Source organism: Heliomarina baculiformis (assembly GCF_019966545.1).
GTDB lineage: Bacteria > Pseudomonadota > Alphaproteobacteria > Rhodobacterales > Rhodobacteraceae > Heliomarina > Heliomarina baculiformis.
In genome coordinates, this window is record NZ_JAIMIC010000008.1 from 99,326 (window position 1) to 120,327 (window position 21,002).

Here is a 21,002-nt window from a genome sequence, read left to right on the forward strand (position 1 = left end):
GAACCTTACTTCTGTGCAAAGGAAGCTGTTTCGCTGGCACAGCCAGACGGATTCAAATTAGATGGCCGCAAGGAGACGGACACCGATGAAAATTCTGCTGGCTGAAGACGATACCAAAATTGCTGAATATATCGTTGCCGGCCTTGCGGAACACGGTCATTCCGTCGATCACGTTGCCGATGGCCGGGACGCGCTCAGTTACTGTCTCTACAACGACTGCGACATGGCGATCCTCGACCGCATGCTGCCCGGGATGGATGGCCTCTCGGTGCTCAAGGCACTCAGGGCGTCAAAGAAAGCTGTGCCGGTGCTTTTCCTAACCGCCTTGGGGCAAGTCGACGACCGCGTCGAAGGTCTGGCGGCAGGTAGTGATGATTATCTGACGAAACCGTTCCACTTCTCGGAACTTGTCGCTCGGATTGATGCCATCGTCCGCCGCAGGTCCGAGACAAGCGTGGTATCCACCCTGACAGTACACGATTTGACGCTCGACCTCCTCTCCCGCACCGCGAGGCGCCAAAACAACTTGATCGAGCTGCACAACAAGGAATTTGCCATCCTCGAAATCTTGATGCGCAATGCTGGGCGGGTCGTGACCCGTACGTTGCTGCTGGAACGTGTCTGGAATTTCAACTTCGAACCCAGCACCACCGTGGTCGAAACACATATGAGCCGATTGCGCGCCAAGATCGACAAACCGTTCGACACGCCGCTGATCCACACGATCCGCAATACCGGGTATTCGATGCATGGACCGCGGTGACGTCCTTTCGGGGGCCGCGTTTTCGGCGGTTCTGCGCTCCGCTTTTGTTTTTATTTTGGTGCTTGTGCTGTTTGGCTGGGTCACGCTGACCTACGTTGAGCGAAGCCTGATTGCTGAACTCGGCGACGATGTGCAGCAACGTTGGAACATCATCGCCACCGACCATGCAAACGAAGGGCAGGACCACGTGGTGCGGACGATCGCGCACGTCTCACGGGTTGCGACGGGCGGACATCACGCGGTTTCATTGTTCGGGGCAGCGGATACTCTGGTCGCCGGGAACATCATGAATCGGCCGGAAGGCGACGGACTGCAGGTCGGGAAGCTTGAGCATGCTGCCGCATCACCCGAGGATCTCACCAACGATTACGTCTACTTCTCTGGCCCTTTGGAGGACGGGATCCTTGTTGTCGGGCAGCGGCTTGACCTGCTTTACCGCACGCAGATCCTAGTTTTTCGAGCCTTGACGCTGAGCGGGTTCATCGTGGTTCTGACGATGCTGTCGGTCGGATATTATCTGAGCCATAAGAGTCTTCGCCGTTTGAAGGACATTGAAATCGCCCTGTCGAAAACCAGCGAAGGGGACACGGCGGTTCGGATATCTGAAAATGGGGGAACAACACAGATCGACCGGATCGCACATCAGATGAATCTACATCTCGATCGCTTGTCTCGAATGATCGCAACGACGCGAAACACGGCTGCCGCCGCTGCACACGATCTGAAATCACCGCTCGGTCGCGCTTATCTTTCGCTGGGTAAAGCCTTGGAGATGGCGGATCAGGGCGAGGATCCGACCGAGGCGCTCACCGACACGCAGGATGAGCTCGAAAACATGCGCGTCATATTCGATTCATACCTGCAGCTTTCCCGTATAGAAGCGGCCGGCGGTGAGCATCTGACAGGCGATGTTGATTTGGAAAATCTGCTGCTTGAGCTGGTCGAGACTTTCGCGCTGATCGCGGAGGACGAAGGACAGAGCCTGTCATTCGATGTCGAGCAAGGTCAGCATTACGTGATCAAGGGTAACTCCCAGATGCTTCAGCAGATGTTGGTGAACCTGATTCAGAATGCGGTTACCCATGGACGCATCGGCAATGTCATCTCCGTCACATTGAACCGATCGGACGGTATCGTCCGGCTGGCGGTGGCGGATAAAGGTCCCGGCATTCCCGAGGTGCAAAGGGAGAGCGTTTTCGAACCCTTCCTACGGCTTGATCCCAGCCGGTCCAAACCGGGAAGCGGCCTTGGACTGGCGCTCGTCCGCGCGATTGTCGAAAAACACAGTGGAACGGTCGTGCTGGGAGACAACCATCCTGGCCTGATCGTCTTGGTAACCCTTCCAAGCCTGGGCAGTTAGCGTTTGCAAAACAAAATTGAGCGATACGGGCAGCGACAGCTGGGCTGAATTCTGACCTTCCACCCCGGAAGCTGTCGCTATGAGACCGAAGTTAGCTGCTATTTGACTTCCCGAGGAAACATGCAAGTAGGCAATGCAAGCGCTTGTCTAATCTCTCATCTCAACAGATGCGCGGCGACAAAGTCGGCGCGATTTACAATGTCCTTAAATGGCAGCTCAGTGATCTCTTATTCGAGTGCAGTATAGGTCTCGCGCAGGACAGTGCAGGTTGCTTCAGCCTCGGCGCGGGTCTGCTTGCGTTCGGCATCTTGTTCGAAAATGGCATCCCAGAAAGGCGCAAGAAAGACGCGACGGTTGTAACGTGTTTTCTCGGCCGTTGCGGTGACGTATGGCGGCACGGGAAGCCCGCATAGGGTCAGGTAGCCCATAATGTCGGGAATGCCGCGGTCAAAGATCACAGGACTTGGGAGCGCCTGCGCGGCGCTGTAGGCGTGCAGGTTTTGTTGCAGCATCCGTTCGGCGTAGGCCGTGCGATCCGCCCAAGGTAAAGCGATACCACCGTTCGCCATCTCCTCGCGAATGATCGCCCGACCAGATTCGGGAATTGTGTGAAAGCCGCGGCGAGCGAGCTCGGTGATCAGGCTGGTCTTGCCCGCACCGGGGCCGCCCGTCACGACGAAGAAATGGTCGCTCATGGGGCATCCTCAGGTTTGAAAGGTGGGCAGCGAAGCGATCAACACGCCGAAAGGTGTGGATCAAGGCTGCATGAATTTTGATGGGCAAAACAGTATCGTTCTGCGCGATCGAGGCAGATTCTCTGGCAACAAAGGCAGAATTATCTGGTGCTTTAAAAGGGAGCTATGCTGGAGCCTAGGTCTGTCGAAATTTCGTTCCATCCTGTCTGGTACGGCAACGAAATAACTGACCCAAAGATAGATCAGTCACCCACAGAGGGGACGCGTGTCTGCCATACGCTCTCTCTTGGAAAAAGAAGTCAAATTTTTTTGGTTGGCAACGCGAGCCCGTGCTAAAGTAGCGACGGGTGTCCATTAGAGTATTGTTCTTTGAAATCGCCTCAGGTGGACACGTTCTCTGTTCATTTGAATACATACACAAGTTTTGTGACGACCAGCAAAGACAGCATTTATTTCTGAAGTTGAGCGATTGGGGCGTGTGACTCATCGCAAGTGATTTGGGGGGAAGTATGTTCAGATTTTCGTTTGTAATGTGGTCTTTTGGATTTCTCACGGCCACGTCGGTCTGCGCCTCTTCTATCCAGGTTACGCCCGTATCCTTCGACTTTGGCAATGTCGCGGTCGGCGACACGTCGTTGCCTCAGGAAGTGATTTTTACCAACTTAGGTGACGTTCCGGTTTCACCCAATTTCGCTGGCGGCGCGGTGCCAGGGAATAACTTTCCCGGCTCACAAAACTGCGCCGGCGCGACGCTCGCGCCCGGCGCGTCGTGCCAATTCGCTTATCGTTTTACGCCACAGGCGCTTGGTCCAGTTTCGGGCTCAACCAGTGCTGCCGTCGATGCTGAGACTTACGGTTTCAATTTCAAAGGCAACGGAATAAGTCCTTTTTTGGCGACGGCGACTTCATTCGACTTCGGAAATGTGGCCGTAGGATCTGAGTCTGCTCCGCAGGTTGTGAAGATCACGAATGTCAGCAATGCAAACTTGTCGCCGAATTTTGCGGGGGGCGCTGTCCCGGGGGGTAACTTCCCCGGCTCGCAGAACTGCGCCGGTAAGACGTTCTCGCCGGGCTAATCCTGTCAATTTACATACCGGTTCGCGCCGCAAACAGAAGGCCCGATTACGGGCGCTACTAACTTTGCAATCGACGGCGAGGCGATGTCACTCTCGTTCACTGGAATCGGGGGGACCACAGATGCAGACCCGTTTCTTGTTACAGCGCGGTCCTTCAATTTTGGCGACATGCATGTTGGCGCGACCTCGCCTGCCCAGAGCGTGACGATCACGAATGTCAGCGGCGACGTACAATCGCCGAATTTCGCAGGGGGCGCGGTTCCGGGTGGCAACTTTCCCGGTTCGCAGAACTGCGCCGGAAAGACTTTCGCGCCGGGCGAGTCCTGCCAGTTCATTTACCAGTTTGTACCGGGAGGAGAGGGATCGGTTTCAGGAACGACCAATTTCGCAATCGACGGCGCTGCCTACACGCTGAATTTCCAGGGCAACGGGATAGACCCGTTCCTTGTGACGCCGCTCAGCTTTAATTTCAATGAGACCTTGATCGGCCAGATGTCGGCTCCCCAATTCGTCACCATCACTAATGTCAGCAGTGCAACTCTTTCGCCCAACTTTGCAGGCGGTGCTGTTCCGGGCGGTAATTTCCCTGGTTCTCAGAACTGTGCCGGAAAGACTTTCGCCCCAGGCGAGTCCTGCCAGTTCCAGTATGCATTTATGCCGACCATCGAAGGCGTGATTTTCGGAACGACAAGTTTTGCAATCGATGGCAAAACACGGACATTGAACTTCACTGGAGGGACGGGGACCGTGCCACCCAACCCCTCGCAAGTACCCCTACCTGCCTCGATAACGCTACTTGCCTTAGGACTACTTGGACTTTTCGGCGTTCAGCAAAGATCGCGTCGAACTTGAAATCGAGCAATTGCAAACCTGTCCACTTGTTTGAATTTGACATCAGTATTGCTTCCGAAGCTGAGTCTGAAATCCGTGTGTTCGAGCCAGTCCTGTGCTGGAATCTTCGCAAGTGTCAGTTTTTCACAGGCAGTAAAATTCGAATGGCAGTTTCCACACAGAGGCACGCGCTGCGCTTCCGGCCCTGACATGATCTCGCTCTGCGTGGATTAATAATGTGTTCCGATCCGTCGAAACAATCGTTTGCCGCTCACGTAAAATCAGGTGGTCTTGATATGAAGAATCGCGAGGTGGTTCAGAACTTCTATTGCAGTGCGATTCGCGGATGCCAAAAGACCCTTACGGGTGGGTGGTATTAAACGTCGGAACCGTGCGGCCGAGCATGCCGAAGTATTTTTGGCAAAAAAGGCACTAGGCCTCGTTCCACGAGCAGCGCCGTATGTCGCCACAAATCGTTGCTTGCGCGCTCCGGGCAGGCTTTCCGCGCCGCGCAAGCAGGACGGGGGTGATAAAAGCACATGGTTTGCAGCTGTCCTCGAAATGTGATCCCGACCCGGGTCCGCTTGGCTTAACTGTTGGGCCGCACACGGGCGGCAGTTTTGTTGGCGAAGGCCTCAAGCCGTTCGCGTGCGGCGGGCTGGGTGTTGACGATACCACCCACGAAGGCCTCGGCATAGGCGGCGTCCATACCGGACATGTTGTTCATATGGCTGACTGCCGAACAAATCGCAAAGTTCGTCAGGGGCAGATTCTGCGCCACTTTGTCGGCGAGTTCCATCGCCTTTGCAAAGCTGCCGCCGTCTTCGGTGATGTATTGCGCCAGCCCCAGATCGACGGCCTCTTGCCCTTGATACACGCGGCCGGTCAGAATCATGTCGATCATGCGATACTTGCCGATCATGTCGGACACCCGGATCGTCGCGCCGCCTCCGGTGAAAATCCCGCGCTGGCCCTCTGGCAGGGCGAAATAGGTGCCAGGGTCGATCACGCGCACATGGGCGGCGCTGGCCAGTTCCAGACCGCCGCCGACAACCGCACCCTGTAGCGCGGCAATAATCGGAACGCCGCCATATTCCATCTTGTTGAAGGCTTCATGCCAGCGCAGGCAGACATGCATGAAGTCATCTGGGCTGCGGTCTGCTTTCCAATGTTCGACCAGATCAAGACCGGCGCAGAAGTGATCACCGTCGCCTGCCAGCAAAACGGCCTTTACGCCCGCTATCCGCGCCCCGCTGAAGAAGCGGATCAGTTCCTCGATCGTGACCACATCCAGAGCGTTGCGTTTTTCCGGGCGGTTCAGCGACACGACATAGAGACCGTTGTCGCGCGCGGAAATCGAGAGTCTTTCGTAGGTTTCGGGGTTCACGACGTCATTCATGGGTCGGGTCCTTTCAAGGGATTAATCGGCGAAAGCGGCGTCCAACAGGCTTTGAGAGCCGTGCTGGATGCGTACTTGCTCGGTGGCACATTCGGGCAGAACGTGCTGGGCATAGAAAAGGGCTGTGTCGATTTTCCGGGTCATGAACGCGGCGTCCTGCCCGGCCTCGCGCGCGGACTGCGCCGCCAGGGCGCCTTCGGCGAGTTTCCACCCCGCCGCCAATGTGCCGGTCAGCATAAGGAAGGGGACAGAGCCCGCGAATGCCGCGTCGATATCTTTGCGGCTGTTCTCCAGAAGCCAATTCAGCACGGCCTCAAATGCACCGCGCGCCTGCGCGAGGCCTGTGCCGATCGCCTGCGCCGATGCATCACCGCCCGCAAGCTGCGCTTCGGTCTCCGCAATGAGTGCCGCGAACCGACGGGCGGTTTCGCCCCCGTCGCGCATCACCTTGCGTCCCAAAAGATCGTTGGCCTGAATGGCCGTTGTGCCCTCGTATATCGGGAGAATGCGGGCGTCGCGGTAGTGCTGCGCGGCGCCGGTCTCTTCGATAAAACCCATGCCGCCGTGGATTTGCACGCCCAGCGACGCGACCTCGACCGCACGTTCGGTGCAAAAGCCCTTAATCAGTGGGACCATGAATTCGGCGAGCGATACCATTTCCGGATCACCTTTGTGATGCGCGATATCGAGCAAACCCGCAGTTGCCGCCGCCATCGCCCGTCCGCCTTCGGTCAGGCTGCGCATCCGCAGGAGCATACGGCGGACGTCCGGGTGGTCGATAATCGGGACGGCGTCCTTGCTTTGGCCATTCACCGGACGGCTTTGGACCCGGTCGCGCGCATAGGCCAGCGCCCGCTGGTAGGCCCGCTCGGACATCGCAACGCCCTGCACGCCTACCGAAAACCGCGCGGCGTTCATCATGATGAACATGTATTCGAGGCCGCGGTTTTCCTCACCGATCAGGAAACCTGTGGCATCGTCGTAGTTCAGCACGGCGGTCGGACTCGCGCGCACACCCAGCTTATGTTCGATGCTCACACAGTTGACTGAGTTCGCAATGCCAAGGGTTCCGTCCGGTTCCACGTGTTTCTGTGGCACGATGAACAGGCTCAACCCCCTGGGTCCGTCAGGCGCATCCGGTGTGCGCGCCAGCACCAGGTGGATGATGTTCTCTGTCAGGTCATGGGCACCATAGGTGATATAAATCTTGGTACCGGTGACGCTATAAGTGCCGTCTGCGCGCCGCATCGCCTTTGTCGCCACCCGGCCCAGATCGCTGCCCGCCTGCGGTTCGGTCAGGTTCATTGTGCCGGACCAGCGCCCTTCGATCAGCGGCCCGAGATAGGTGGCTTTCTGTTCCTCTGAGCCGGTCAGCAGCAGCGCCTCAATCGCCCCGTCGGTCAGCAGTGGGCAGAGACCAAAGCTCATGTCAGCGGCGTTCAACATCTCGACAGCTGCTGCGCCAACGGCACGCGGCAGCCCTGTGCCGCCATATTCGCCCGGATGGGTAAGCGCCTGCCATCCCATTTCTACAAACCGGTCATAGGCCCGCGCGTTGCCCTCGGGCATGGTCACCCGGCCTTTGTCAAACCGGGTCGCCACTGTGTCGCCGATCCGGGACAATGGTGCGACCTCCTCGGCGCAAAACCGGGCATAACCCTGAAGCACGGCATCAATATCCGACAGCGCACAATCCGAATACGCCTCGAGCGATGACACGTTGTCCCAGTGGGACAGGTGTTCAACACAGAACATCAGATCTTGCAGGGGCGGTTGATAGGACATGACGGGTTCTCCGACAGAAACTATGGCTTCTTGCCTCCTACTACTTCCGTAACTTGCCAATAAGTTCATTTTTTGCCAAATTTATATCCGATCACGACAAAAAACCCTTTATGACCAATCATGACCCAATCTCCCTGACGACCGTTTCAGCGGGTTTCATCGAGGACTGGCTCGATGCTCTGCGGTCCCGTTGCACGTCGGTGGAGATGACCTCCCTGTTGGAAAGTTCTGGACTGCAGACCAGTCCAATGGCGCCGACACAGCGCATCACGCTCGAAGAAATCGCCACTCTGTATCAGCAGGCCGCGCCAGCCACCGGCGATGAAATGATGGGGCTCTGGAGCCGCCCGATCCGATCACGCGCATTGCAGCACCTCCTGACCGTACAGCGTGAGGCGAGCAGCATGCTCTCAGCACTGTTTCGGTTCTCGACGTTCTGGAATCTGTTACTGGATGATTTTCGCCTGGATTTGCGGAGCAACTCAAAGCAGGTGGAGCTGGCATTGATTCCTTACTCCCCGCACGCCGAGCCCCAGCGATTTGGTCACATGCTGATCCTCAAATTGGCGCATGGGCTTCTGTCTTGGCTGGGCGGGGCGGAAACGCCGGTGCATGAGGTTCGCTTTGCCTTTTCCCGTCCGGATTTCGCCGCAGATTACGCGGTTGTCTTTCCCTGTCCGGTCGCGTTCGACGCACAGCATACCAGCATAATATTCGATCCAAGCCAATTCGACCGTCCGGTCACTCGCAGCCCCGCCGAAGCATCCGTCTTCCTCGAACGTGCGCCACGTGACTGGATTTTCACCGGCTCACGCGCCCATACGAACAGCCTCCGCGTCCGCGCCTTTCTCTACGGAGAGACATGGCAGAGCTGCCAACTTCCGGACGCGGCTCAAGCACTGAAAATCACGCCCCGGACGCTAAATCGCCGCTTGAAAGAGGAAGGGACATCCTTTCAATCCATAAAGGACGCTCTGCGCCGTGACATCGCTATCCGAGCGCTTCAGCAAGGAACGGACAGCATCGAACAGATCGCCTTTGACACCGGTTTTTCTGCACCGTCGAACTTCCACCGAGCCTTTCACAAATGGACCAACCGGACGCCCGGCTCATACCGTTTGTAAATTCACGGATGATCTGATCCAATGCCTCTGCCACTTCTGCAATACGGCAGTCCAAGCGAAGGCTCTGGTGTCATACTAACCAACATTGTCGGGTTGTTTTTTGCCTTCAGGGCGTCGGCATTGGCTGAAATCACTCACTCCAATTCGCACACGCGGCTAAGGTCCGCCAACCACTGTTTTCTTGGGACTGGAAATATGGTGGAGCCTAGGGGGATCGAACCCCTGACCTCCTGCATGCCATGCAGGCGCTCTCCCAGCTGAGCTAAGGCCCCGATTGTGTGCGCCGCTGAATAGGCGCAAGCTTGGGCGGGTTCAAGCGAAAAGTTCCGCCCAAGCGCAGGTTTTCTTCAATCGTCGTCGTCGCTGGCGACGTCCGCGATTTCGTCGAGCGAAACATCATCGTCGTCGTCTTCATCTTCAAGAAGATCGTCGCCGAGATCCACGTCAACATCATCATCGTCCAGAACGACTTCGTCATCGTTCTCCATTGCTTTTTTCGACTTTGCTGTCGCGGCATCTTCGGCGTCGGCGGCGATCATGCGCGCCTTGGCATTGTCTACTTCGACCACCTCGCCCGTATACGGGCTGACGATCGGATTCTGGTTCAGGTCGTAAAACCGTTTACCCGTTGTCGGGCAAACGCGCTTTGTACCCCATTCTTCCTTGGGCATTGGCGTCCCCTTGAAATTGCATCTGGTCATATCGACGATTCCGGTCGCTTGCCATATGACGTAGGTACTGTCAAAGCCTTTGAACATATTCGGGGGTCCATCTTGGGCAAACATCATCTTCCGGGCGTTCCGAGCGTGCCAATCGTGATGCGGCGTTCCGCACGGGCAAGGCGGATAACGTTGCGCATATCGCAGCTCGACGGTCGTGTGACGCTGACCCTGCCCAATGGCACGCCGGAATCCGAAGCGCTCGATTTTGCGCGGCAAAAGCAGGACTGGATTCTCGGACATCTCGACCGGCGCGAAGAAGACGTGAGCGTCGGGCCGCGCGTTGCGCTCCCCGTAGACGGAATCCCCCGGGAAATCCTGCACATCAAAGGGCGTCGGATTGTTTTGCAAGATGAGACACTTGGCGTGCCAGAAGGGCCGGTCGGGCCGAGATTGCAGGCTTGGCTGAAAGTTCGGGCGCGCGATCGTCTTGCGGCGGCATGTGACGTGTACTCGACGCGGTTGGGGCGGCCATATGCGCGGCTGGTTCTGCGCGATACACGGTCGCGTTGGGGCTCCTGCACCTCGGAGGGTAATCTCATGTTCTCTTGGCGGCTGGTTCTCGCGCCTGCCGAAGTTCTCAATTACGTCGCCGCGCATGAAGTGGCTCATCTCGCAGAGATGAACCATTCTCCGGCTTTCTGGTCCGTGGTTGAAAATCTGTACGGACCCTATGCCGCACCCCGGGCATGGCTGCGGAGCGAGGGGAACAAGCTGCATCGCTATCGCTTCGATTCGGATGGTTGACTTGTGACAGAACTGTGATCACAAACCGGATGACATGATGAACCCGCGTCTGACCGAAGCCTTTCCCGCAGCGCATGAACGCGTTTACCGTGCATTGCGCACACGTATCATGCATGGGGAAATCGCGCCCGGCGCCTCTCTGACCCTGCGGGGTATCGGCCGGGAATACGATGTCTCGATGACCCCCGCGCGTGAAGCCGTTCGCCGACTGGTGGCTGAGGGCGCTCTGTTTCTTTCAAGCTCGGGGCGGGTGTCCACGCCGGAACTCAGCAACGAACGGATCGAGGAACTCGCCGCCCTTCGGGCTTTGCTCGAGGTCGAACTGGCGAGCCGGGCCCTGCCAAGAGCGCATATGGCTCTGATCGACCGGCTGCAATCCATCAACCACACGATTGGCGAGGTGGTGGTGAACCGTGATGCGGTCGGATACATCCGCACCAATCTCGAATTTCATCGCACCCTCTATCTGAGGGCACAGGCCCCGGCGATGTTGGCAATCGCGGAAACAGTCTGGCTGCAGCTGGGCCCGACAATGCGGGCGCTTTACGGTCGCCTGAAACGTACCGATCCCCCGCATTACCACAAGCTTATCATCGCGGCGCTCAAGTCCGGTGACGAACCGGGGCTTCGCCTCGCGGTACGCTCGGATGTAACGCAGGGGTTGCGTCTGCTGACAACCTGAACCCGTTCGCCAGGCCAAGCGAAACTGATAAGAAATTACTAACAAAGGGCTATCGCGCGAGGGCAACTTGTGGCTAAATCTACCTAGGGTTGATTTTATTTATTTGGAGGCGCGCAATGAATTGTCCGGATTCCCTGAAAGTCGTCACCGTTTCTACGCTGCTTTCTATCGGACCTGCCGCAGCGCAGGACGCGCAGGATCTTGCGAAACAGCTGAGCAACCCGGTCGCTGCGCTGATCAGTGTTCCCTACCAGTACAACTATGACGAAGGGTATGGTCCGAATGGCGATGGCTCTCGTAGCTTCGTCAATTTCCAGCCGGTGATACCCATTTCCATCGGTGAGAACTGGAACCTGATCTCGCGTACTATCATCCCGTTTATCGATCAAAAGGATGTTATTCCCGGCACCTCCCAATCCGGCCTTGGCGACATAACTCAAAGCTTCTTTTTCTCGCCAAAGGCACCCACTGCCGGCGGTCTGATCTGGGGGGTCGGTCCTGCTTTCTTGCTGCCGACAGGCGCTGACAATCTCAGCGCGGACGAGTTCGCGGCCGGTATCACCGGCGTCGTGCTAAAGCAGGCGGGTCCTTGGACGATAGGGGCCTTGGCAAACCATCTCTGGGACGTAGATGGCGATACCGAGATCGATTCGACCTTTTTCCAGCCCTTTCTAAGCTATTCCACACCAAATGCCTGGACCTTCACCGTTAACTCCGAAGCCACTTACGATTGGGTGACGGATGACAGCGGTGTGCCGATCAACTTCACGGCAACCAAGGTAACCAAAATAGGATCGAACCTTGTCAGCATCGGCGGCGGGGTCCGCTATTGGGCGGATACGACCGCGAACGGGCCGGATGACTGGGGCGCGCGGATCATCGTAAGCTTCCTTTTCCCGAGATAGGTCAACACCTTCCCCTGACTCTATTGCAATTGCACCTCTCGACGTCGCGAATTAGGGTCGCGCCGGAATATCTGCCTTCATTTCGAGGGCAAAGCGACTTTGGGAGGAAGACTCATGACGAATTTCACTCGGCGCGGTGCGCTTGGATTGATGGGCGGTGCCGCGACGCTGCCGATGCTTGGGACGCCTGCACTGGCCAACACGAAGATGACCGTTGGTGCGCTGCGCTTTACCAGCCACGCGGCCAGCTTTGTCGCCTTTGAGCGCGGGTACTTCAGCGAAGAAGGTTTGGATGTCGATTTCCGCTTTTTCCAGGCGGCGCAGCCGATGGCCGTTGCGATTGCCTCGGGTGACGCGGATTTCGGCGTGACCTCGATCACCGGCGGGTTGATCAGCCTTGCCGAAAAAGGCGCGGCCAAGGTGATCGGCGGTGCGCTCAGCGAAGAGCAGGGGATCGATGGCCAGATGATACTTGCCTCGAACGCAGCTTATGATGCCGGTCTGACCGCACCGGCCAAGCTGGATGGCAAGAGCTTTGCCGTAACGCAGGCGGGGTCGTCCTTCCATTACATGGGCGCCAAGATTGCCCAGGCCGAAAACGCCGAAATGTCCTATAAGCCGCTGCAAAAGGTCGGTGCGATCATCGGCGCGATGAAGTCCGGACAGGTCGATGCATGGACCATCGTGCCGCATATCGGCAAGGCGCTTGTTGGTGGCGGCGCGGTCAAGCATATCGGCATGGTCGCGGATTACCTGCCCAATTATCAGGTGACGACGGTATTCACCTCGGCAGAGAATGCTGAGAACGAACGCGCAAAGACCGAAGCATTCCTGCGTGCGTTCTCAAAAGGGGCGGCGGATTTCAACGCCGCGCTGGTGGACAAGACCACCGACGAGGCTGGCATGGAAGACATGGTGAAGCTGATTCACAAGTATGTGTACGCGGACGATCCTTACGAAAAGGCCAGCAAGTCGATCATCAACGGCGCGATGCGGATCAACGCGAATGCGGCACTGAATATGGGGTCGGTCACGGATCAGGTGGACTGGTTCAAATCCGAAGGTCTGATTAAGGACGGCATTTCTACCGAGACGCTTGTCGATTCCAGCTATGTGGAAATGATCTAGGGCTTGACCGGGCGGGCCATTTGTGGCCTGCCCCATCCTGCCATGAAACTAGCTCTCGAACAGATTACGCATCACTATGCCGGCTTGCCGGTGTTGGAGGACATCTCTCTTTCCATTCCGGCCGGAGAGATCCTCTGTATCATCGGCCCTTCGGGCTGCGGCAAGTCTACGCTGCTGCGCCTGATCGGCGGGTTAGAGCGGCCAGATTTCGGTCAGGTCCTTCAGCTGGGAGAACCGCCAGAAGGCTGCCTGAACCCGCTCACCTATGTATTTCAGGATTTTGCGCTCCTGCCTTGGCGCAGTGTCGGTGGCAATATCTCTCTCGTGTTGGAAGATCACGGCATTCGCGGCCGTCAAGCCGACGAGATCATCGAGGATGTACTGGCACGTACCAAGCTGAGTGATTTTCGCAAGGCTCTGCCAAGGCAGCTTTCCGGCGGCATGAAGCAGCGGGTGGCCATTGCGCGCGCGCTGGCGGTGAAACCGGCCGTCATGCTGCTTGACGAACCGCTCTCGGCGCTGGACGCTCAGACGCGCGAGTTGCTGATGGACGATCTGCTCGCCCTCTGGACGCGGCAGCCGTTTTCCGGGGTTTATGTGACGCACAACCTCGCCGAAGCTGTGCGGCTTGGGCATCGGATTGCCGTACTGTCGCGCCGTCCCGGCAAGGTCCGCGAAATCATCGAAATCGATCTGCCGCTGGAAGAGCGCCATCACGGTCATGCCCGGCTTGACGAGGTGCAGGCGCATCTCTGGTCGCTGATGAAGCAGGAAGCGATGGCGGCTGATCAGGAGTTGCTAGATGTCTGATGCGACACTGGCCCGGTCGGGGCAGGTTCCCACGCGCAAGGTGGCATTCCGGGGGGGTGGTTTTCGCCCCGTCGCTAAGCGTGGTATCGGTTTTGTGGTGTTCGTTGCCCTGCTGCTTGTCATCGAATGGGGCACGCGGGCCGGGTGGATCGGCAATCTGACCCTGCCACGTCCGTCAGATGTGGGACAGACGCTATGGGCTCTGGCCGAGAGCGGTCAGCTCTGGGTGCATATGCAGCCTTCGCTGACCCGGCTTGTCGTCGGCAGTCTTCTGGGTGTCAGTCTCGGTGTGGCGGTCGGCGTGCTGATCGGATTGTTCAGCTACGCGCGTGCCGGGCTGGTGCCGCTTGTCGCGGCCCTGTTTCCGATCCCGAAGATCGCGCTGCTGCCGCTATTCGTGATCTGGTTCGGCATCGACGAGGCGAGCAAATACGCCCTGATCGCGCTCGGGACGTTCACGCCGACTGTGGTTTCGACCTACGGGGCGGTGGATAACGTCGACCGGACGCTGATCCGGATGGGTCAGAGTTTCGGGCTTACCTGGTGGAGCATTGTGCGAAAGATCGTCGTACCCGGTGCGCTTCCCGGTATTCTGTCAGGGCTGCGGGTGTCGCTGGCCATCGGTATCATCCTGCTTGTCGCGGCAGAGATGCTTGGCGCGGAATACGGTATCGGCGCATATATCCTTCAGGCCGGATCGCTTTACGATCTTGAAAAGCTTTTTGCCGGGGTGGTCATACTCTCCGCGCTTGGCGTTCTTACGAGTTCCGGCATCGGGCTGATCGAAAGACGCCTGCTCCGCTGGCGTGCCTGATATGTGGATGGTGACCGGGGAGGGGCTCTGCCCCATCCGCGCAGGCGCGGATTCCCCGGGATATTTTTGACCCAAAGAAGCAGGTAAGGTCAGGGGGGGGGGCTGCCTCGCCTGTCAGGCGGCGAGGCCCTTGGACCCCATTTTGAGGAATTTCTGGCGGCGATCGGCGACCAGATCGGCGCCTTTCTTCTTGCCGAGTTCCTTGAGCATCGCCTTGATCGACTTGCCGACGCTTTCCATGGCGGCGGATTTACCGCGATGGGCACCGCCGCTAGGTTCGGGGATGATTTCGTCGATGACGGCCAGTGTCTTGAGATCCTGTGCCGTGAGGTGCAGGGCTTCGGCGGCTTCGCGCATCTTTTCGGAGTCCTTCCAGAGGATCGACGCGCAGCCTTCGGGGCTGATGACCGAGTATATGGAATGTTCGAGCATGGCCACACGGTTGGCTGTTGCGAAAGCTACGGCACCGCCTGATCCACCTTCGCCGATGATGACGCTGATCAGCGGTACCGGAATTTGCAGGCAGGTTTCTGTGGAGCGCGCAATGGCCTCGGACTGGCCGCGTTCTTCGGCGCCCTTGCCAGGGTAGGCTCCTGTGGTGTCGATGAGGGTGATGACGGGCAGGTTGAACCGGCCAGCCATCTGCATCAGGCGGATCGCCTTGCGGTAGCCTTCTGGGCGGGCCATGCCGAAATTGCGTTCGATGCGGCTCTTGGTGTCCGAGCCTTTTTCGTGACCGATTACCATGACCGGGGTGCCGTCCAGCCGGGCGAGACCGCCCATTACGGCAAGATCGTCGGCAAAATTGCGGTCGCCCGCGAGCGGGGTGAATTCTGTAAAAAGCGCATCGATATAGTCACGGCAATGGGGCCGTTCCGGGTGGCGCGCGACCTGGCATTTGCGCCAGGGCGTCAGGTTCTTGTAGAGATCGGTGAGCATGGTTTCGGCCTTGGCATCCAGTGCCGCGGCTTCGGAGGCGACATCCATCTCTTCGTTTGCCCGTCCGAGGGCGCGCAGCTCCTCGGCTTTGCCTTCGATCTCGGCAAGCGGCTTTTCGAAATCCAGATACTGTGTCATGCCTTGGCTCATCCTTGTTTCCCGCATCGTATATGTCCTTGGGCGAGGAGATTGCAACTCGGCAAGATTTGCAAATGAACTTCGTGCCAGCCTGCAAGGATGAAGCAGCGGGGACCTAGGTGGCCCAGGCATATGAAAACCAGCTGATCGGCGTGGTGAACTATAGTTACCAAAATCCCGACCGCGATCTGTCACTTGGTGCGCTGTTGGATGCCTCGGCGCATCCGGGCGCCTTGGGCCTCGGCCATCCTGGTGTTCTAAGAGGCCTCTTTGACAGAGATAGCAGCGAGATGCGGGTAATCTGATCAGACCGGTTTTTCTCGGTCGTTTCGCGAAAGAATGGGCGTCACGCCGGATATGTTCCGCGACCGCGAGGGCGTTCGAGACGCTTGCCGCGCGTCGCCAGCTGCTCAGAGGAGAGAATTGGTCGGTGACTTTTACGAGAACGCGCGGAAGCATGCCAGGCGAGGAACTGCCATCCTATGCAGGTGCCGTCATTTCTGAGCGTTTCAATGTGACCGAGCCTTTCAAAAAGGTGGAGTCGTCGGGCGGTGAAAATGCGGCGCTTACCTTTCAGGGCCGTTCTACGGCGTACAAAAGGCTTATGACTACTTTGTTGGCGATTGGCTGACCAGCAGGGGTCGTGATGCGGCGGATCCCGGCTGTTTGCAGAGATATCTTAATACGCCGACCGATACCGCGCCGGAGAAGATGGTAACGGAAATCTAAATGCCTCTGGACCCTGCATCCTGGATTTCCGGCCGGTCACCTCCCGAAGAACAAGGGTGACCGGCGGTCTTGCTTAGCCCGCGATCAACTCGGACTGCTTGACGATGACTTCGGCCTGTTTAATCGATGCAATGTCCACGAGCCGGCCTTTGTAGACCGTCGCACCGGCGCCCGTGCGCGTGGCTTCCTCCATCGCGGCAAGGATCTCACGTGCCTCTGCGACCTTTTCCTCTCCGGGGGTGAAGACTTCGTTGGCCAGCGCCACCTGCTTGGGGTGGATAGCCCATTTCCCGACCATGCCGAGCGTTGCGGAGCGGCGCGCCTGTGCGCGGAAACCTTCGTCGTCCGAGAAATCTCCAAAGGGGCCGTCGACAGGCAGCAAGCCGTGTGTCCGACAGGCGGCAACGATGGCGGCCTGCGCCCAGTGCCACGGATCGGACCAGTATTTCTGGCCTTCCTGAAGCATGTAGTAATCTTCCTGCGTGCCGCCGATGCCGGTGGTCTGCATGCCCATCGATGCGGCGAAATCGGCGGCGCCAAGGCTCATCGCTTCGAGCCGGGGGGAAGCGGCGGCGATTTCCTCTACGTGAGCGATGCCTGCCGCGCTTTCGATGATCACTTCGAATTTGACCGGTTTTGTACGGCCCTTGGCGCGTTCGACCGCTGTGGCCAGTGCGTCGACCGCATAGATATCCTCGGCGCAGCCGACCTTGGGGATCATCAGCATGTCGAGACGGTCGCCCGCCTGCTCGAGGAGGTCCACTACGTCCCGATACCAGTAAGGCGTGTCGAGAGAGTTGATGCGCACCGACAGCGTCTTGTTGCCCCAGTCGATATCGCTGATGGCTTCGATGATGTTCTTGCGGGCCTGATCCTTGTCAATCGGAGAAACGGAATCCTCGAGATCGAGGTTGATGACATCCGCATCGCTTGCTGCCATCTTTGGCGGCAGTTTCGTGTTCGAACCCGGTCCGAAAAGCTGGCAACGGTTCAGTCGGGCCGGCGGTGTAGGCTGGAGGCGGAAGGACATGGAGACTCCTTGGCGAAATAAAGTTTTCGATTGTCTGGTGATCGGGTTATAAAATTACCCGGACGTTCGCAACATGTTTCTGCAATGCAGCGTTTCAAGCAGTTCCTCACAGGCGTTACACGGCATCTTGAGCCTTGGCAGTTGTTTTCCGCGAAATTCCGGCTAGCCGTGGGCAGGGACCTGAGGGAAGGCAGCGAGGCGGGCGCATATTCTCAGGGGCCAGCCATCTCTTGCCGATGTGTGAGGCCAAGCTGCATTAATTTGCGGCGCTTGTGCAAGTTTTTCGAATAATCTTGCGAGTTGGTGGCTTCTTGCGCCGATTTATGCAAGCGACTGGATCGCGTCTTCTTTTATGGTCCGGGCGAATCAAAGGAGTACCCGCAATGATCGAGACCCCATACCTTCTTTTTCTCGGCGACGCGCCGGATCCGCTTTCTGCAAAGGTCGCCCAGGGCATCAAGGACTGGAGACCGGAAAACGCGGTTGGCCAGTTCCGGATGGAAGGGTGCAAGGCCGATATGAAGCTGCCGGACATGGATCTGGCTGCAGCCAAGGCCGCGGGTGCCAAGACTCTGGTCATCGGCGTGGCCAACCGGGGCGGTATCATCTCGCAGGCATGGAAAAAGGTGCTGGTCGAGGCGCTGGAAGAAGGGTTTGACCTGGCCTCGGGTCTGCATAACCTCCTGCGCAATGAAGAAGACCTTGCGGCCGTTGCAAAGGCATGTGGCCGGACCCTGCACGACGTACGGATCCCGACGGTGCAATATCCGATCGCGAACGGCGAGAAGCGCAGCGGTAAACGGGTTCTGGCCGTTGGCACCGACTGTAGCGTCGGCAAGATGTACACGGCGCTGGCGCTGGATGAATCCCTGCGCAAGATGGGCAAGAAGAGCACGTTCCGCGCGACCGGCCAGACCGGCATCCTCATCACCGGCGGCGGTGTGCCGCTGGACGCGGTGATCGCCGATTTCATGGCCGGGTCGATTGAATACCTGACGCCCGACAACGACGACGATCACTGGGATATCATCGAAGGCCAGGGCAGCCTGTTCCATGTGTCTTATTCCGGTGTGACGATGGCGCTGGTGCATGGCGGTCAGCCGGACGCGCTGATCCTGTGCCACGAGCCGACCCGAGAGCATATGCGCGGTCTGCCGGGCTACAAGCTGCCGACGCTTGAAGCGCTGCGCGATACCGCGCTGCCGCTGGCCCGTGTTGCCAACCCTGCCTGTGAAGTGGTAGGGATCTCGATCAATACGCAACACCTGAGTGATGAAGAGGCCGAGGCCTATCTTGCGAAGGTTGAAGCGGACATGGGTCTTCCGACTGTCGATCCCTATCGTCAGAACGCGGACCGGCTTGCCGAGGCGCTGGCTGCGCTTTAATCGCTGACAAATGAACAAGTTGACCCGCCGGGAGCCTCCGGCGGGGATATTTTTGACCCAAAGAAGGACGGGGCGCCCATGAAAATCGATGTGACTCGCGATGTATTCAAGCTGGCGCAGGTGTTTACCATCTCGCGGGGGTCCCGCACGGAGGCTCAGGTTCTGACTGTAAATCTCGAGGATGGCGGTTTTGTCGGTCGCGGCGAATGTGTGCCTTACGCGCGTTATGACGAGACGCTGGAGTCTGTCGAGGCGGAGATCCGATCACTGCCGACGGATGTGACCCGGGACGCGCTGATGGAGCTTTTGCCCGCGGGGGCCGCCCGCAACGCGGTGGATTGCGCGCTTTGGGATCTGGAATGCAAGCGGTCGGGCAAGCGGGCTTGGGAACTGGCGGGGTTGCCTGTACCGGGTCCGGAAATCACGGCGTATACCCTGTCGCTCGGCACGCCCGAGGATATGATGGCGCAGGCCGCGAAGAACGCGATGCGCCCCTTGCTGAAGATCAAACTTGGTACACCGGATGACATGCCCCGCCTTGAGGCGGTGCGCGCAGGAGCCCCAGCGTCACGGATCATCGTGGACGCGAACGAGGGCTGGAGCGCCGAGGTCTATTCGGATCTGGCGCCGCATCTGACGCGGCTTGGGGTCGAACTGGTGGAGCAGCCCTTGCCGGCCGGTGAGGACGACGCACTGATCGGCATGCAGCGTCCGGTGCCGGTCTGCGCCGATGAGAGCTGCCATGACCGCGCGAGCCTGCCCGGCCTGAAAGGCAAGTACGATGTTGTGAACATCAAGCTCGACAAGACCGGCGGGCTGACCGAGGCGCTGGCGCTGCGCGAGGCCGCGCTGGCCGAGGGTTACAAGGTGATGGTGGGCTGTATGGTCGGCTCGTCGCTGGCCATGGCGCCTGCCGTGCTGGTCGCGCAGGGCGCTGTTGTGACCGATCTCGACGGCCCGCTTCTGCTGGCCAAGGACCGCGACACGCCTCTGACATTTGACACGGCCGGAGTGCACCCGCCCAGTGCGGCGCTCTGGGGATAAGGAGACAGGGATGACCCGAACAGTATACATGAATGGTGACTATCTGCCCGAAGAAGACGCCAAGGTTTCGATCTTCGACCGCGGTTTTCTCATGGCCGACGGTGTGTACGAGGTGACCAGCGTTCTGGGAGGCAAGCTGATCGATTTTGACGGTCACGCTGTCCGGCTTGAACGGTCACTTTCCCAACTGGACATGGTCAACCCCACCACCAAGGAAGAACTGCTCGAGATCCACCGTGAGTTGGTGAGCCGGAACGGTATCGACGAAGGGCTCGTCTACCTTCAGATCACCCGTGGCGCGCCGGGTGACCGTGATTTCGTTTTCCCGGATCCGGAAACGACCGCGCCGACCATCGTCCTCTTTACCCAGAACAAACCCGGGCTTGCCGACAGTCCGGCGGCGAAAAAGGGCATGAAAGTCATCTCGATCGAGGATATCCGCTGGGGACGGCGTGACATCAAGACGGTGCAGCTGCTGTATCCGTCGATGGGCAAGATGATGGCCAAGAAGGCCGGTGCCGACGACGCCTGGATGATCGAGGACGGTTTCGTGACCGAAGGCACGTCGAACAATGCCTATATCGTCAAGGATAACCGGATCATCACCCGCGCGCTTTCCAACGATATCCTGCATGGCATCACCCGTGCCGCCGTATTGCGTTTCGCACGCGAAGCCCAGATGGAAGTCGAAGAGCGCAGCTTCACCATCGAAGAGGCCCGCGCCGCAGACGAGGCGTTCATTACGTCGGCCAGCAGCTTCGTAATGCCAGTCGTTGAAATCGACGGCACGGTCATCGGCGACGGTGTGCCGGGCAAGGTCGCCCCCCGGCTGCGTGAAATCTACCTCGACGAGAGCCGCAAGGTCGCGATCTAAGCGAAAATGGCGTCTGCGCAGGGAG

The 21,002-nt window shown here is 58.5% G+C and carries 21 protein-coding genes, 1 tRNA gene and 1 pseudogene; 16 read left to right on the forward strand and 7 right to left on the reverse strand.

The window, feature by feature from the left end:
* Positions 1-85: 85 nt before the first annotated feature.
* Positions 86-763 (forward strand): response regulator, encoded by a 678-nt coding sequence (locus tag MF268_RS18475; RefSeq protein WP_238372343.1) that lies wholly within the window; start codon positions 86-88, stop codon positions 761-763.
* Positions 750-2,123 (forward strand): sensor histidine kinase, encoded by a 1,374-nt coding sequence (locus MF268_RS18480; protein ID WP_238372344.1) that lies wholly within the window; start codon positions 750-752, stop codon positions 2,121-2,123. The genes MF268_RS18475 and MF268_RS18480 overlap by 14 nt, the downstream gene beginning before the upstream one ends.
* Positions 2,124-2,350: 227 nt before the next feature.
* Here MF268_RS18480 and MF268_RS18485 read toward each other — a convergent pair whose 3' ends face one another.
* Complete coding sequence (locus tag MF268_RS18485; protein WP_238372345.1) at positions 2,351-2,818, reverse strand: AAA family ATPase; 468 nt, start codon at positions 2,816-2,818, stop codon at positions 2,351-2,353.
* 509 nt (positions 2,819-3,327) lie between these two features.
* Here MF268_RS18485 and MF268_RS18490 point away from each other — a divergent pair.
* Positions 3,328-3,894 carry a choice-of-anchor D domain-containing protein gene (locus MF268_RS18490; protein ID WP_238372346.1) on the forward strand — a complete coding sequence of 189 codons (567 nt, stop codon included), beginning with the start codon at positions 3,328-3,330 and terminating at the stop codon, positions 3,892-3,894.
* 84 nt (positions 3,895-3,978) lie between these two features.
* Positions 3,979-4,746 (forward strand): choice-of-anchor D domain-containing protein, encoded by a 768-nt coding sequence (locus MF268_RS18495; RefSeq protein ID WP_273545079.1) that lies wholly within the window; start codon positions 3,979-3,981, stop codon positions 4,744-4,746.
* 568 nt (positions 4,747-5,314) lie between these two features.
* Here MF268_RS18495 and dmdD read toward each other — a convergent pair.
* A complete protein-coding gene (gene dmdD / locus MF268_RS18500) occupies positions 5,315-6,124 on the reverse strand; it encodes a methylthioacryloyl-CoA hydratase (protein WP_238372348.1) in 810 nt (269 codons plus the stop codon).
* 21 nt (positions 6,125-6,145) lie between these two features.
* Entirely contained in the window at positions 6,146-7,909 is a 1,764-nt protein-coding gene (locus MF268_RS18505) for an acyl-CoA dehydrogenase family protein (protein ID WP_238372349.1), read from the reverse strand.
* Positions 7,910-8,019: 110 nt separating this feature from the next.
* Here MF268_RS18505 and MF268_RS18510 point away from each other — a divergent pair, with 110 nt between their 5' ends.
* Positions 8,020-9,033 carry an AraC family transcriptional regulator gene (locus MF268_RS18510; protein ID WP_238372350.1) on the forward strand — a complete coding sequence of 338 codons (1,014 nt, stop codon included), beginning with the start codon at positions 8,020-8,022 and terminating at the stop codon, positions 9,031-9,033.
* A 196-nt stretch (positions 9,034-9,229) separates the two neighbouring features.
* On the opposite strand, the gene MF268_RS18515 is transcribed toward MF268_RS18510, so the two are convergent.
* Both MF268_RS18515 and MF268_RS18520 read right to left on the reverse strand, forming a co-directional pair.
* Positions 9,230-9,305, reverse strand: a tRNA-Ala gene (locus MF268_RS18515).
* 75 nt (positions 9,306-9,380) lie between these two features.
* Complete coding sequence (locus MF268_RS18520) at positions 9,381-9,704, reverse strand: TIGR02300 family protein (RefSeq protein ID WP_238372351.1); 324 nt, start codon at positions 9,702-9,704, stop codon at positions 9,381-9,383.
* Between the two features lie 102 nt (positions 9,705-9,806).
* On the opposite strand from MF268_RS18520, the gene MF268_RS18525 reads away from it, so the two are divergent.
* The 6 genes from MF268_RS18525 (at position 9,807) to MF268_RS18550 (ending at position 14,838) form a co-directional block, all read left to right on the forward strand.
* A complete protein-coding gene (locus MF268_RS18525; RefSeq protein WP_238372352.1) occupies positions 9,807-10,499 on the forward strand; it encodes a M48 family metallopeptidase in 693 nt (230 codons plus the stop codon).
* Between the two features lie 37 nt (positions 10,500-10,536).
* Positions 10,537-11,181 (forward strand): GntR family transcriptional regulator, encoded by a 645-nt coding sequence (locus MF268_RS18530; protein ID WP_088632410.1) that lies wholly within the window; start codon positions 10,537-10,539, stop codon positions 11,179-11,181.
* A 116-nt stretch (positions 11,182-11,297) separates the two neighbouring features.
* On the forward strand, positions 11,298-12,086 hold the full coding sequence (locus MF268_RS18535; protein WP_238372353.1) for a transporter: 789 nt from the start codon (positions 11,298-11,300) through the stop codon (positions 12,084-12,086).
* Between the two features lie 114 nt (positions 12,087-12,200).
* Positions 12,201-13,214: an ABC transporter substrate-binding protein gene (locus tag MF268_RS18540; RefSeq protein WP_238372354.1), complete on the forward strand. Its 1,014-nt coding sequence runs from the start codon at positions 12,201-12,203 to the stop codon at positions 13,212-13,214.
* A 42-nt stretch (positions 13,215-13,256) separates the two neighbouring features.
* On the forward strand, positions 13,257-14,024 hold the full coding sequence (locus tag MF268_RS18545; RefSeq protein ID WP_238372355.1) for an ABC transporter ATP-binding protein: 768 nt from the start codon (positions 13,257-13,259) through the stop codon (positions 14,022-14,024).
* Complete coding sequence (locus MF268_RS18550; protein ID WP_238372356.1) at positions 14,017-14,838, forward strand: ABC transporter permease; 822 nt, start codon at positions 14,017-14,019, stop codon at positions 14,836-14,838. The genes MF268_RS18545 and MF268_RS18550 overlap by 8 nt, the downstream gene beginning before the upstream one ends.
* Before the next feature lie 114 nt (positions 14,839-14,952).
* Here the strand turns inward: MF268_RS18550 and MF268_RS18555 are convergent, their stop codons facing one another.
* Positions 14,953-15,915: an acetyl-CoA carboxylase carboxyltransferase subunit alpha gene (locus MF268_RS18555; protein ID WP_238372357.1), complete on the reverse strand. Its 963-nt coding sequence runs from the start codon at positions 15,913-15,915 to the stop codon at positions 14,953-14,955.
* 119 nt (positions 15,916-16,034) lie between these two features.
* On the opposite strand from MF268_RS18555, the gene MF268_RS18560 reads away from it, so the two are divergent.
* Together MF268_RS18560 and MF268_RS25500 are read left to right on the forward strand one after the other, a co-directional pair.
* Positions 16,035-16,220, forward strand: a complete 186-nt coding sequence (locus MF268_RS18560) for a hypothetical protein (RefSeq protein WP_238372358.1) — start codon at positions 16,035-16,037, stop codon at positions 16,218-16,220.
* Positions 16,221-16,500: 280 nt separating this feature from the next.
* Positions 16,501-16,644, forward strand: a pseudogene (locus MF268_RS25500) (GyrI-like domain-containing protein); the annotation flags it as partial.
* Between the two features lie 73 nt (positions 16,645-16,717).
* Here MF268_RS25500 and MF268_RS18565 read toward each other — a convergent pair.
* Complete coding sequence (locus MF268_RS18565; RefSeq protein ID WP_238372359.1) at positions 16,718-17,674, reverse strand: L-malyl-CoA/beta-methylmalyl-CoA lyase; 957 nt, start codon at positions 17,672-17,674, stop codon at positions 16,718-16,720.
* A gap of 383 nt (positions 17,675-18,057) precedes the next feature.
* On the opposite strand from MF268_RS18565, the gene dgcN reads away from it, so the two are divergent.
* From dgcN to MF268_RS18580, 3 genes are all read left to right on the forward strand, one after another.
* Positions 18,058-19,059 (forward strand): N-acetyltransferase DgcN, encoded by a 1,002-nt coding sequence (gene dgcN, locus MF268_RS18570; protein ID WP_238372360.1) that lies wholly within the window; start codon positions 18,058-18,060, stop codon positions 19,057-19,059.
* 78 nt (positions 19,060-19,137) lie between these two features.
* A complete protein-coding gene (gene dgcA / locus MF268_RS18575) occupies positions 19,138-20,103 on the forward strand; it encodes an N-acetyl-D-Glu racemase DgcA (protein ID WP_238372361.1) in 966 nt (321 codons plus the stop codon).
* A 10-nt stretch (positions 20,104-20,113) separates the two neighbouring features.
* Positions 20,114-20,977: a D-amino-acid transaminase gene (locus MF268_RS18580; RefSeq protein ID WP_238372362.1), complete on the forward strand. Its 864-nt coding sequence runs from the start codon at positions 20,114-20,116 to the stop codon at positions 20,975-20,977.
* The last annotated feature ends 25 nt before the right edge of the window (positions 20,978-21,002 follow it).